The organism is Mycolicibacterium pulveris (assembly GCF_010725725.1).
Classification (GTDB): Bacteria; Actinomycetota; Actinomycetes; order Mycobacteriales; family Mycobacteriaceae; genus Mycobacterium; species Mycobacterium pulveris.
This window is the reverse complement of record NZ_AP022599.1, coordinates 95,519-107,216: the sequence shown is the minus strand read 5'-3', so window position 1 is coordinate 107,216 and position 11,698 is coordinate 95,519. Positions and strand designations below refer to the sequence as shown.

The following is an 11,698-nucleotide window of genomic DNA, read 5'->3' as shown; positions in this document are numbered from 1 at the left end:
CGTGGGGGCGTGTTGAGCGCCATCGCGATCGTTCCGTCGGCACCGGTCATGGTTCCCGAGCTCGCCGCCGGTGCCGCCGAGGAGCTGGCCGACCTGCGGCACGCGGCGATCACGGCGGCGGGCACACTGCCGCACCGCTGGATCGCGGTCGGGGTGGACCGCACCGACGCCGTCGTCGCGCCGCACCGGCCCGGCACCTTCGCCGGCTACGGCGTCGACGTCCGCGTCACCCTGGCTCCCGACGTGGACGGGGAACCCGCTCGGCTGCCGCTGTGCGGGTTGATCACCGGCTGGCTGCGCGGCCGAGCCGACCCCGACGCGCGCGCCGAGGTGCGGGTGTACGCCGAAGATCACGGCGTCGACACCGCGTTGGCCCGGGGCCGAGCGCTGCGTGCCGAGATCGACCGGGCCGCCGAACCGGTCGGCGTGCTTGTCGTCGCCGACGGCGCGCACACGCTGACCCCCAGCGCGCCAGGTGGATACGATCCGGACTCCATCCCCGTCCAGGCCGCGCTCGACGACGCACTGGCCGCCGGCGACGCCGCAGCCCTGACCCGGCTGGCCGAGGGCGTCGTCGGGCGGGTCGGCTACCAGGTGCTCGCCGGGCTCACCGAGTCCAATGCCGTTGCCGCCTCGGAGCTGTACCGGGGCGCGCCCTACGGGGTCGGCTACTTCGCGGGCGTCTGGCGGGCATGACGCGACCGATCGCGGTCGTCGGCCCGACCGGCACCGGAAAGTCGGAGCTGGCGCTCGCGCTGGCTGAGCGGGTCGGCGGGGAGATCGTGAACGCCGACGCCATGCAGCTGTACCGCGGGATGGACATCGGCACCGCCAAGTTGCCGGTGACCCAGCGTCGCGGCATCCCACACCATCAGCTCGATGTGCTCGAGGTGACCGAGACGGCGAGCGTGGCGCGCTACCAGCAGGCCGCAGCCGCCGACGTGGAGGCCATCGCGGCCCGCGGGGCGGTGCCGATCGTGGTCGGCGGGTCGATGATGTACGTCCAGGCCCTGCTCGACGAATGGACGTTCCCGGCCACCGACCCGGCGGTGCGGGCCAAGTGGGAGCAGCGGCTCACCGAGGTCGGGGTGCGCGCGTTGCACGCCGAGCTCGCACGGGTGGACCCCGCCGCCGCGGCGTCGATCCTGCCGAGCGACGGCCGCCGCATCGTGCGGGCGTTGGAGGTCGTCGAGCTGACCGGGCAGCCGTTCGCGGCGTCGTTCCCCGAGATCGGTGCACCGCGCTGGGACACTGTGATCATCGGATTAGACTGGGACACAATGGTTCTCGATGCACGCTTGGAGCAACGCACCGACAGGATGTTCGCCGAAGGGCTGGTCGACGAGGTGCTGACGCTGCTGGGCCGCGGCCTGCGCGAGGGCGTCACCGCGTCCCGCGCGTTGGGCTACGCCCAGGTGATCGCCGACCTCGACAGCGGCGGCGACGGCACCGGGGCCCGCGAGCCGACATTCGTCGGCACCCGCCGCTACGTGCGTCGGCAACGGTCGTGGTTCCGCCGCGATCACCGCATCACCTGGCTCGACGGCGCCGCGTCGGACAACGTCGACACGGCTCTGCGGGTGTGGCGGCACGTATCCTGAGCTGGTGAGGTTCGCCAAGGGGCACGGCACACAAAACGACTTCGTGCTGCTGGAAGACCCCGACGCCGAGCTGGTGCTGACACCGGCTGGGGTGACGGCGCTGTGCGACCGCCGCCGAGGCCTCGGAGCCGACGGCGTGCTGCGAATCACCAGGGCGGGCGCCGCCGAGCGCGCGGGCGTGCTCGACCGGTTGCCCGAGGGCGTCGACGCCGGCGACTGGTACATGGACTACCGCAACGCCGACGGCTCGATCGCGCAGATGTGCGGCAACGGGGTACGGGTGTTCGCCCACTTCCTGCGCGCCAGCGGGCTGGAGACCCACGACGAATTCACCGTCGGCTCGCTGGCCGGGCCCCGTCCCGTGGTGTTACACGAGTGGAACCGCACCACCGCGGACGTCACCGTGGAAATGGGCAAGGCCAACCACTTCGGCACCGGGGAGGCGATCGTCGGCGGCCGTCCTTTCGCGGGCCTGGCGATCGACGTGGGCAACCCCCACCTGGCATGCGTGGATCCCGACCTGACCCTCGACGAGTTGGAGGCGCTCGACGTCGCCGCGCCGGTGTCCTTCGACCGCGCGCAGTTTCCCGAAGGGGTGAACGTCGAGGTGTTGACCGCACCGGTCGACGGGGTGGTCGCGATGCGCGTGCATGAACGCGGCGTCGGCGAAACCCGGTCCTGCGGCACCGGCACCGTCGCGGCGGCCGTCGCCGCGCTGGCGTCCGCCGGCGCCACCACCGGGACGCTGCGTGTGCGCATTCCGGGCGGCGAGGTGACCGTCACCGTCACCGACACCAGCAGCTACCTGCGCGGGCCGTCGGTTCTGGTGGCCCACGGCGAGATATCGGGGGAATGGTGGCGCGCGTCGCAACGTTAATTGAGGTGCATGAAAAGTGATCTCCGTGCGAACCTTGATTCGCCTATGACGTATCCCGAATTTCCCACCAACGACACCCCCAGCACGGGTGAGCTGGCGCTCGAAGACCGCTCGGCGTTGCGCCGCGTGGCCGGTCTGTCGACCGAACTGGCCGACGTCTCCGAGGTCGAGTACCGGCAGCTGCGGCTGGAACGCGTCGTGCTGGTCGGCGTGTGGACCGAAGGCAGCGCGGCCGATGCCGAAGCCAGCCTCGCCGAACTGGCGGCGCTCGCCGAGACCGCCGGCTCCGAGGTGCTCGAGGGGCTGATTCAGCGCCGCGACAAGCCCGACCCCGCGACCTATATCGGCTCCGGCAAGGCGCAGGAGCTGCGCGAAGTGGTGCTGGCCACCGGAGCCGACACCGTCATCTGCGACGGTGAGCTCAGTCCCGCGCAGCTCACCGCGCTGGAGAAGGCGGTCAAGGTCAAGGTGATCGACCGCACCGCGCTGATCTTGGACATCTTCGCCCAGCACGCCACCAGCCGCGAGGGCAAGGCCCAGGTCTCGCTCGCGCAGATGGAGTACATGCTGCCGCGGCTGCGTGGCTGGGGTGAGTCGATGTCACGACAGGCCGGCGGTCGCGCGGGCGGTGCCGGTGGCGGCGTGGGTCTGCGTGGTCCCGGTGAGACGAAGATCGAAACCGACCGCCGCCGCATCCGGGAGCGGATGGCCAAGCTGCGACGCGACATCAAGGACATGAAGAAGGTCCGAGACACCCAGCGCAGCGGTCGCCTACGCAGCGAGGTTCCCTCGATCGCGATCGTCGGCTACACGAACGCGGGTAAGTCCAGCCTGCTCAACGCGCTGACCGGCGCGGGTGTGCTGGTCGAGGACGCGTTGTTCGCCACACTCGAACCGACAACGCGCCGTGGCGAATTCGCCGACGGTCGCCCGTTCGTGCTGACCGACACCGTGGGGTTCGTGCGGCATCTGCCGACCCAGTTGGTGGAGGCCTTCCGCTCCACGCTCGAGGAGGTGGTGGACGCCGACCTGCTGGTGCACGTCGTCGACGGCTCCGATGTCAACCCGTTGGCCCAGATCAACGCCGTGCGCGAGGTGGTCAACGAGGTGATCGCCGAGCGCAACGGAAAGTCGGCACCGGAGCTGTTGGTGGTCAACAAGATTGACATCGCCAGCGATCTGGCGCTCGCCCAGCTGCGGCGCGCGCTTCCGGATGCGGTGTTCGTCTCCGCGCACACCGGTGACGGGCTGGACCGGCTGCAGCAGCGGATGGCCGAGCTCATCGTTCCGACCGACACCGCGGTGGACGTGACAATTCCTTATGACCGAGGCGATCTCGTGAACAAGGTGCACGCCGACGGTCGGATCGACACCACCGAGCACACCGCGGTCGGCACGAGAATCAAGGCACGCGTGCCGATCTCGTTGGCGGCGAGCCTGCGCGAGTACGCCACCGTCTGACGACGGCATACGCACAAGAAAGGGACGCGAGGGGCTGACGGCCCCGCGCGTCCCTTCTCTTGTTTTCGGGTTTGGTCGCTACCGCTGCTCGGCCTCTTGGCGCTTCTCAGCGGTCTTGGCTGCGGCGCGCGCACTTTCGGCTTCGGCTTCCTTCTGCGCGGCGTTGCGCTGAGCGTCGGCCTTGTCCTGCTGTGCCTGGCCTTCGCGGTACAGATCGTCGCGGCCGGCGACGGCCCCCGCGACCTCTTTGGCCTTGCCCTTGACGCCTTCCACGACGCCTTTGATGGCTTCCTCGGGTCCGCTGTTGTTCTTCTCCGACATTCTGTTTCCTCCCGGTGGGCTTCGGTGTGACGCCTTGTTTCCCGTTTCGGGGGGTTTGCTAAACCCGGAGTGTGCGAGGTCACGTCGCCCGGGGTGCGCTCGCCGATTTCTGCGACAGGGTCGCGGACCGTCGCGACGCACAGCCCTGGTGCAGATTTCGGCGGCTCGGAGACGCGCGGCCGCCTCGTTTACGCCCAACCATCCGGTTGGGCGGGGTAGATTGACGTCGTAGAAATTGCCGTTCGGAGGTGTCCCATGGCCGGCGTCGTCCAATACGAACGAACCCTCTTCGATGCCGAACACGAACTGTTCCGCGAGTCGTACCGAGCGTTTCTGGAGCGCCACGTCGCACCGCATCACGAGCAGTGGGAGAAGGACAAGATCGTCGACCGCGACGTCTGGTTGGAGGCCGGCAAACAGGGCTTCCTCGGCATGGCGGTGCCCGAGGAGTACGGGGGCGGCGGCAACCCCGACTACCGCTACAACATGGTGGTCGTCGAGGAGACCACCGCCGGCGGCTACAGCGGTCTGGGTTTCGGCCTGCACAACGACGTGGTGGCCCCGTACCTGATCAACCTGGCCAACGAGGAGCAGAAGCGGCGATGGCTACCGCAGTTCTGCACCGGCGAGATCATCACAGCGATCGCGATGACCGAGCCGGGCACCGGCAGTGACCTGCAGGGCATCAAGACCCGCGCCGTCAGAGACGGTGACCACTACGTCCTCAACGGCGCCAAGACGTTCATCACCAACGGCATCAACGCCGACATGGTGATCGTGGCCGCGTGCACCGATCCGGAAAAGGGCGCCCAGGGATTCTCGTTGCTGGTCGTTGAACGCGGCATGGCGGGATTCGAGCGCGGCCGCAAACTCGACAAAATCGGGCTGGACGCTCAGGACACCGCGGAATTGTCGTTCACCGACGTCAGGGTGCCGGTGGAAAACCTGCTCGGTGAGGAGGGCCAAGGCTTCATCTACCTGATGCAGAACCTGCCGCAGGAGCGCATCGGCATCGCGGTGATGGCCGCTACGGCAATGGAGTCGACGCTGGAGCTCACCCTGCAATATGCCAAGGAGCGCAAGGCATTCGGCCGCCCGATCGGCAGCCACCAAAACAGCAGGTTCCTTCTCGCGGAGCTTGCGACCGAAGCCACGGCGGTGCGGATCATGGTCGACGAGTTCGTCCGACTTCACTTGTCCGGCAAGCTCACTGCCGAGCAGGCCGCAATGGCGAAATGGTATTCGACTGAGAAGCAGGTGTATTTGGTCGACCGGTGTCTGCAATTGCACGGCGGTTACGGTTATATGCGGGAATACCCGGTTGCTCGCGCGTATCTGGACTCTCGGGTGCAGACCATTTACGGCGGCACGACCGAGATCATGAAGGAAATCATCGGTCGCAGCCTTGGCGTGTAATTGACGCCGAATCGGGGCTGTGGCCTCGGTGGATAGCTGTGCTTATCGCTCTGTGCGGGTGATTTTTCGATGATCTCCAATCGGACACGGCGGGCGGGGTGTTCGGAACTTTCGCGTGTCGGCAGGTATTTTCTCTCGAAGGTCAGCTTGTTTCTTGGTTGTTGACGCCAATTGACGGCGCGGTCCGAATCAAGAATTACGCGCCGACCGCGGGAGGATCGGATGAGCGGGCACGGGACCCGGGGTAAGAGACGGATCGGCTCCTTGATCGTCGGGCTGTTGTCGATGACGGCGATGGTGCTGACGGCCCCGGTCGCGGTGGCCCAGCCAGAGGTGGAAGCCAACAACGCGATCACCGCGGCATGGGAGGCCACCGGCGGCGACGGCGGTGCGCTCGGGCCGAGGCAAGGTGAGGTATACGCCGTCGGCGACGGCTTCGCCCAGGACTTCGCCGGCGGCAAGATGTTCTTCACCCCGGATACCGGGGCGCATTTCATGCAGGGCGCGATTCTGGAGAAGTACGAGTCGCTGGGCGGGCCGGCCGACAGCGACCTGGGGTTCCCCACCATCGACGAAGGTCCGGGGCGCGCACCCGGCAGCCGCAACTCCACGTTCAGCGCCAGCGACAACCCGGTGATCTTCTGGACCCCCGACACCGGCGCCCGAGTCGTCCGTGGGCCGATCAACGCGGCGTGGGACCAGCTCGGTGGATCGTCGGGGGCGCTCGGGGTGCCTGCCGAGGACGAGCGGTATCAGGGCAGCGTCGTCAGCCAGCGCTTCACCGGCGGAGAGCTGTCCTACGACACGAAGACCAAGACGTTCACCACCGTGCCTCCGGAACTGGCCGGCCAATTGCAGGGCCTGGAGGTCCCCGATGACCCGGTCGCGGCCATCAACGCGGCGAGGCGCGCGGCGGGCGGAACGATGGGACCGCTCGGCGCCGCGGAAGGCCCTCCGTACTCGATCGGGGCCGACGGGCTCGGCCAGAACTTCGCCGGCGGAAAGATCTTCTACTCCCCGGACACCGGCGCCAACGTGCTCACCGGTCAGGTGCTCGACAAATACGAGAGCGTCGGGGGACCCGAGGGCGATCTCGGCTTCCCGGTCACCGGTGAGGTGGACGGCGGCATCACCAACAGCCGGATGAGCACGTTCGCCGCCGAGGACAAGCCGGTCATCTTCTGGACGCCGGACTACGGCGCGGTGATCGTGCGCGGCGCGATGAACGCGGCGTGGGACAAACTCGACGCCGCGGAGGGACCGCTCGGGGCGCCCATGACCGATCAGACCGAGAAGGGCGACGTCGTCACCCAGCGGTTCAGCGGCGGCGTCATCTCCTGGGACCGGTCGGCGAACACCTTCAAGACCGACCCGGCCAACCTGGCCTCGGAGCTGGCCGGCCTGGAGGTGCCGGGTCAGGACGCGCCCGCCTCGCCTGGAGCGCAGGGCGCCGACGGTGACGACGGCAAGGGTCTTCAGTGGAGCTGGTGGTGGCTGCTCGCCATCGTGCCCGCACTGATCCTGATCGGCTTGGTGGCCTTCGCGGCGATGCGCACTCGCCGCGGCCGCGCACCGGGCCATGACGGGTTCGAGGACGGCGGCGTTCACGACGACGGCCGGTACGAGGATGGCCGCTACGAGGACGGCCGCTACGACGACGAGGACCGGATCGGCGCCGAGGAGAACGCGGCGCCCGCGTTCGGCGCCGGCCCGGGCGCCCCGGAGCCCGGGGTGTTCGGCGACGACTACGACGCGGCCCTGTTCGGGGACCGTTACGCGCGTGAGGGAATCGGCCCGCTGTCCTCGACAACCGAGCAAGCGACCAGTCCCGAGCCGGTATCGAGCCCGTGGGAAGCGCCGCCGGCCGATGACATCGACGCCGCAGCCGAGGGCGAGGCCGACATCGAACAGGACGAACAGCCGGTGGCAGAGCTGGACGAGGAAGACCCCGACGATGTTGACACCGCGCCGACCCGGGTGCCCACCGCCACCGAGGTCGAACGCAGCGCGTTGACCGACACCGGCAGGCACGCGCGCATCGAGCCCGACGAACCCGAGCCTGCGCAGCCGGCGTTTCGGCTATCGCTCGACAGCTCCGGTGAGGCCCCGGAGGGCTATCCGATCAAGGCAGACACCAAGTCCGGCCGGTACTGGGTGCCCGGCAGCACACACTACGAGGAGGCGCAGGCCGAAATCTGGTTCACCACCGAGGAATTCGCCCGCGCGAACGGATTCGTGCGCGCCGACTAGGGTCGAGCGCAGCGTTCCGGTCAAACCTTGCGAATCACGGTGACGACCTTGCCGAGCACGGCCGCCTCGTTGCCGGGAATCGGATCGAACGCCGGATTGTGCGGCATCAACCACACCTGACCGCCGGTCCGCTTGAACGTCTTGACCGTCGCTTCGCCGTCGATCATCGCCGCGACGATATCCCCGTTTTCGGCGACGTTCTGCTGACGAACCACCACCCAGTCCCCGTCGCAGATCGCCGCGTCCACCATCGACTCACCGACGACCTTGAGCAGGAACAGCGATCCCTCGCCGACGAGCTCGCGCGGCAGCGGGAACACATCCTCGACGGCCTCCTCGGCCAAAATGGGTCCGCCCGCCGCGATCCGGCCCAGCACCGGAACGAACGTCGGCTCCGGTAGCGCGTCGGACCCTGCCACATCGGTGACCGGGGACGTCACGTTGTCGTCGACTCCGCGTACGTCGACCGCCCTGGGCCGGTTGGGGTCGCGGCGCAGGTAGCCCTTGCGCTCCAGCGTGCGCAGCTGGTGGGCCACCGAGGACGTCGACGTCAAGCCGACCGCATCACCGATCTCCCGGATGCTCGGGGGGTACCCGCGGCTGGTGACCGATGCGCGGATGACCTCGAGGATGGTGCGCTGACGCTCGGTCAAACCCGTATCAGGGTGTCGGCGCCCGCCGGTACTTGCCGTCCCGCCCGGGGAATCGCTGCTGGAATCCATGGCGCCGAATGTAACGCGCTGACAGGGATTAATCAAACATGTGTTCGACGCGTGTCGCGGCTCGGCTCGGCGGCGGTTCCGGCGCCGGGAGATGTCGGTGGGCCCCGATAGTGTTTTGCAACAGTTCGATCACACGTTCTATTCATCGAACATGTGATCGACTATCTTCGAACACAGGAGCGAAAAAGCGGACCGGAAGGCAGGAAGATGACGATCATCGAGACCCCGAAGATTCAGGCGTCACCCGTGGTCAGGCCGGGGATCCGGCCGTCCGGTGCGCGGCGCGGGCCGGCGACCCGACGTCCGGGCGGCGCGCGGATCAGATACCGCGGCACCGGTGTCGTGATGTCGCGGGCACCGCACCGGCGGCGTCCGATCACCCCGGCCACCACGGTCCTTCTTTCCCTGGTGGCGGCGGCCATCACGGTATGGCTGGGCCTGGTCGCCCAGTTCGGCGGCGTGGTCGGAAACACCGCCGCGGTGCCGGAACGGCTCGCCGTGGTCCAGGTGCACACGGGGGAGACGCTGACCCAGGTGGCCCAGCGGGTCGCCCCCGACGCGCCCGTCGGGGCGGTGGCGGAGCGGATCCGCGAACTCAACGAATTGGACTCCGCCGCGCTGCACGCCGGGCAGACGCTCATCGCCCCGGTCGGCTGACGGCATCGTGGCCGGGGAAAAGCCGTGCAGCACACCGATGTTCATCGATATCGCGACGCGGTACGCCCAGATCACCCCGATGCTGGGCTGTCGGGGCACGACGCAGGTACCCTCAAAGTCGTCCCAGGTAGTCGTGTATTGGCGTGGCGAAGGAGCGGTGATGCACTGTCCGTTCTGTCGTCATCCCGATTCGCGTGTGGTCGATTCCCGCGAGACCGACGAAGGCCAGGCCATTCGGCGCCGCCGATCGTGCCCGGAGTGCGGCAGGCGCTTCACCACGGTGGAGACCGCCGTGCTCGCGGTGGTCAAGCGCAGCGGCGTCACCGAGCCGTTCAGCCGCGAAAAGGTCATCAGCGGGGTCCGGCGCGCCTGCCAGGGCCGACAGGTCGACGATGACGCGCTGAACCTGCTCGCGCAGCAGGTCGAGGACACCGTGCGGGCGGCCGGGTCACCGGAGGTGCCCAGCCACGACGTCGGGTTGGCCATCCTGGGCCCGCTGCGAGAACTCGACGAGGTGGCGTATCTGCGGTTCGCCTCCGTCTACCGGGGGTTCAGTTCAGCGGAGGACTTCGAGCGGGAGATCGAGGCGCTGCGCGCGCTTCGCAAGGCTCCGCAGCCCTCCGCCGGCTGACGGTTTCAGTCGATCTGGCGGACGCCGTCGTCGACGACGCGCCCGGATATGCGCACCCAGCCCTCAGCGCTCCACCGGGTGAAGATCTCCGAACCCTTGCCCTGCACGATGGTCAGGTCGCGGCTGAGGTAGTCGGTCATGCGCACCGCGGCGGACCCGGTGGCCTCGTCCTCTGGCACGCCTAGATCGGTCGCGAACATCCGCGACCGCACCACCCCCTTCTCCCGGTCGATCCATGCCCACAGGTAGTGGTTGACGTCGTCGGGGTAGTCGGCGGGGTCGGCGGCGAGCACCTCCTCGGCGGAGGTGAGGTCGTGAATGGCGAACTCCGGAGCCCACTCCGACCGTGCGCTGACACAGGTCAGCCCGTCCTCGTCGGCCACCTGGACGATGCCGGCCGGCACCTGCAGCGTGTGCACCGGCGTGCCCTGCTCCCGCAGCCACCACGCGGCGCCGACGGTCGGATGCCCCGCAAAGGACAACTCGACGGCAGGGGTGTAGATCCGGGCGTGTGCGGTGTTGGTTCCCGGCTGCGGGCGATCGACGAACACCGTTTCGCTGTAACCCAATTGGGTCGCGATCCGTTGCCGATCGCCCGGGTCCACAGTGCTGGCGTCGACGACACCGAGCGGGTTTCCGTGCTTGCCGTCCTGGTCGGTGAAAACGCGCAACACTGTCACGTCGATGGCCATGCGCCGATGCTACTTTGTGCGCGCCCGGGGCCGGCGCGGCGCCGACTCAGGTGGCGCTGCGCTCGTCGGTGCCCATCGCGTCGAGCACCGCGACCCGGGTGTCGGCCGGGCCGGAGATGGTGCCCTCGCTGGTACCGGCCCGCAACAGACCGCGCAGGAACGCGGGGTCGTAGGCCGACGGTTCGGTGGAATCGATGAACTTCTCGACGGCCTCGACGAACCTGTCGGGGTCATCGTGGAACGGGAAATGGCTGGACCCTTCGAAGATCTCCAACACCGAACCGGGCATCGCGGCGTGGGCGAGCAGGGCGTGGCTCACCGGAATCACCGAGTCGTCTGTGCCCCAAATCAATTGCACTGGCATCGATTGGGTCAGATAGCAGCGATCGAGCATGGTGACGACCTGACCGCGCCAGTCGACCACCGCGCGCAGCGTGCGGGTGAACGCCGACGACGCCGTCGGCTCGGGCAGATCCGCCAGGATGCGCAGCATGTTGGGGATGTCGCGGCCCAGGCCGGTCGAGCCGAACAGCGCTCCAGCCGCCCGGCCCACCGCCTGGATCGTGGGCAGCACCAGGGGCAGGCGAAGCAACCCCAGCGCTTCGCCCGCCATCGGCAGGGAGGCGAACCGCAGCGCCACGTTGACGTCCTTGGTGACCCCGCCGGCGGCCACGAGGATCAGCCTCTCGACGAGCTGGGGGTACTGGTAGGCGAACTGCATCGCGACCCCGCCGCCGAGTGAGTGTCCGATGACGGTCACGCGCTCGATGTCGAGCACGCTGAGCAGGTCGCGCATGCCGTTGGCGTAGGCCGCCACCGAATAGTCCGCGCGCGGCTTGTCGGACTTGCCGTGCCCGAGCAGGTCAGGAGCGACGACGGTGAACCGTTGGGCCAGCTTGGGCTGCACCGCGCTCCACGTGGTGGAGTTGTCGCCGATGCCGTGGATCAGCAGAACCGCCGGTCCCGATCCGGCGACGCGAAATGCCCGCCGATATCCGTGAATGGTGCGGTATTTCAGCGATGGCGTCAGCTCCCGCACCGAGCGCAGGTTGGGCTTTCGAGCGGCCATT

Annotated in this window: 12 protein-coding genes; 8 read left to right on the top strand and 4 right to left on the bottom strand. The window is 68.5% G+C overall.

Features of this window, described 5'->3' with window-relative positions; translation table 11 throughout:
* The first annotated feature begins 9 nt into the window (after window positions 1–9).
* The 4 genes from G6N28_RS00705 to hflX are packed head-to-tail and all read left to right on the top strand — an operon-like array spanning window position 10 to window position 3,939.
* Window positions 10–696: a class III extradiol ring-cleavage dioxygenase family protein gene (locus tag G6N28_RS00705; protein WP_163896582.1), complete on the top strand. Its 687-nt coding sequence runs from the start codon at window positions 10–12 to the stop codon at window positions 694–696.
* Complete coding sequence (gene miaA, locus G6N28_RS00700) at window positions 693–1,601, top strand: tRNA (adenosine(37)-N6)-dimethylallyltransferase MiaA (protein ID WP_163896581.1); 909 nt, start codon at window positions 693–695, stop codon at window positions 1,599–1,601. Before G6N28_RS00705 ends, miaA begins: the two co-directional genes overlap by 4 nt.
* A 4-nt stretch (window positions 1,602–1,605) precedes the next feature.
* A complete protein-coding gene (gene dapF / locus G6N28_RS00695) occupies window positions 1,606–2,478 on the top strand; it encodes a diaminopimelate epimerase (protein ID WP_163896580.1) in 873 nt (290 codons plus the stop codon).
* Window positions 2,479–2,523: 45 nt separating this feature from the next.
* Entirely contained in the window at window positions 2,524–3,939 is a 1,416-nt protein-coding gene (hflX, locus tag G6N28_RS00690) for a GTPase HflX (RefSeq protein ID WP_197745772.1), read from the top strand.
* A 78-nt stretch (window positions 3,940–4,017) separates the two neighbouring features.
* Here hflX and mbp1 read toward each other — a convergent pair whose 3' ends face one another.
* On the bottom strand, window positions 4,018–4,260 hold the full coding sequence (gene mbp1 / locus G6N28_RS00685) for a microaggregate-binding protein 1 (protein WP_163896578.1): 243 nt from the start codon (window positions 4,258–4,260) through the stop codon (window positions 4,018–4,020).
* Between the two features lie 255 nt (window positions 4,261–4,515).
* On the opposite strand from mbp1, the gene G6N28_RS00680 reads away from it, so the two are divergent.
* Together G6N28_RS00680 and G6N28_RS00675 are read left to right on the top strand one after the other, a co-directional pair.
* Window positions 4,516–5,676, top strand: coding sequence for an acyl-CoA dehydrogenase family protein (locus G6N28_RS00680; protein ID WP_163896577.1), 1,161 nt, complete (start codon window positions 4,516–4,518; stop codon window positions 5,674–5,676).
* 222 nt (window positions 5,677–5,898) lie between these two features.
* Window positions 5,899–7,926, top strand: coding sequence for an LGFP repeat-containing protein (locus G6N28_RS00675; RefSeq protein WP_163896576.1), 2,028 nt, complete (start codon window positions 5,899–5,901; stop codon window positions 7,924–7,926).
* A gap of 20 nt (window positions 7,927–7,946) precedes the next feature.
* On the opposite strand, the gene lexA is transcribed toward G6N28_RS00675, so the two are convergent.
* Window positions 7,947–8,648: a transcriptional repressor LexA gene (gene lexA / locus G6N28_RS00670; RefSeq protein ID WP_163896575.1), complete on the bottom strand. Its 702-nt coding sequence runs from the start codon at window positions 8,646–8,648 to the stop codon at window positions 7,947–7,949.
* Between the two features lie 207 nt (window positions 8,649–8,855).
* On the opposite strand from lexA, the gene G6N28_RS00665 reads away from it, so the two are divergent.
* Both G6N28_RS00665 and nrdR read left to right on the top strand, forming a co-directional pair.
* On the top strand, window positions 8,856–9,305 hold the full coding sequence (locus tag G6N28_RS00665) for a LysM peptidoglycan-binding domain-containing protein (RefSeq protein WP_163896574.1): 450 nt from the start codon (window positions 8,856–8,858) through the stop codon (window positions 9,303–9,305).
* 160 nt (window positions 9,306–9,465) lie between these two features.
* Entirely contained in the window at window positions 9,466–9,936 is a 471-nt protein-coding gene (gene nrdR, locus G6N28_RS00660; RefSeq protein ID WP_163896573.1) for a transcriptional regulator NrdR, read from the top strand.
* A gap of 5 nt (window positions 9,937–9,941) precedes the next feature.
* Here nrdR and G6N28_RS00655 read toward each other — a convergent pair whose 3' ends face one another.
* Together G6N28_RS00655 and G6N28_RS00650 are read right to left on the bottom strand one after the other, a co-directional pair.
* Window positions 9,942–10,628: a PhzF family protein gene (locus G6N28_RS00655; RefSeq protein WP_163896572.1), complete on the bottom strand. Its 687-nt coding sequence runs from the start codon at window positions 10,626–10,628 to the stop codon at window positions 9,942–9,944.
* A 46-nt stretch (window positions 10,629–10,674) separates the two neighbouring features.
* Window positions 10,675–11,697 carry an alpha/beta fold hydrolase gene (locus tag G6N28_RS00650; RefSeq protein WP_163896571.1) on the bottom strand — a complete coding sequence of 341 codons (1,023 nt, stop codon included), beginning with the start codon at window positions 11,695–11,697 and terminating at the stop codon, window positions 10,675–10,677.
* Window position 11,698: the final 1 nt, after the last annotated feature.

Excerpts from the sequence above, each read along its gene's own strand:
- miaA (WP_163896581.1), top strand. The coding sequence starts at position 693 with ATGACGCGACCGATCGCGGTCGTCGGCCCGACCGGCACCGGAAAGTCG.
- hflX (WP_197745772.1), top strand. The coding sequence starts at position 2,524 with ATGACGTATCCCGAATTTCCCACCAACGACACCCCCAGCACGGGTGAG.
- mbp1 (WP_163896578.1), bottom strand. The coding sequence starts at position 4,260 with ATGTCGGAGAAGAACAACAGCGGACCCGAGGAAGCCATCAAAGGCGTC.
- G6N28_RS00680 (WP_163896577.1), top strand. The coding sequence starts at position 4,516 with ATGGCCGGCGTCGTCCAATACGAACGAACCCTCTTCGATGCCGAACAC.
- G6N28_RS00675 (WP_163896576.1), top strand. The coding sequence starts at position 5,899 with ATGAGCGGGCACGGGACCCGGGGTAAGAGACGGATCGGCTCCTTGATC.
- lexA (WP_163896575.1), bottom strand. The coding sequence starts at position 8,648 with ATGGATTCCAGCAGCGATTCCCCGGGCGGGACGGCAAGTACCGGCGGG.
- G6N28_RS00665 (WP_163896574.1), top strand. The coding sequence starts at position 8,856 with ATGACGATCATCGAGACCCCGAAGATTCAGGCGTCACCCGTGGTCAGG.
- nrdR (WP_163896573.1), top strand. The coding sequence starts at position 9,466 with ATGCACTGTCCGTTCTGTCGTCATCCCGATTCGCGTGTGGTCGATTCC.
- G6N28_RS00655 (WP_163896572.1), bottom strand. The coding sequence starts at position 10,628 with ATGGCCATCGACGTGACAGTGTTGCGCGTTTTCACCGACCAGGACGGC.
- G6N28_RS00650 (WP_163896571.1), bottom strand. The coding sequence starts at position 11,697 with ATGGCCGCTCGAAAGCCCAACCTGCGCTCGGTGCGGGAGCTGACGCCA.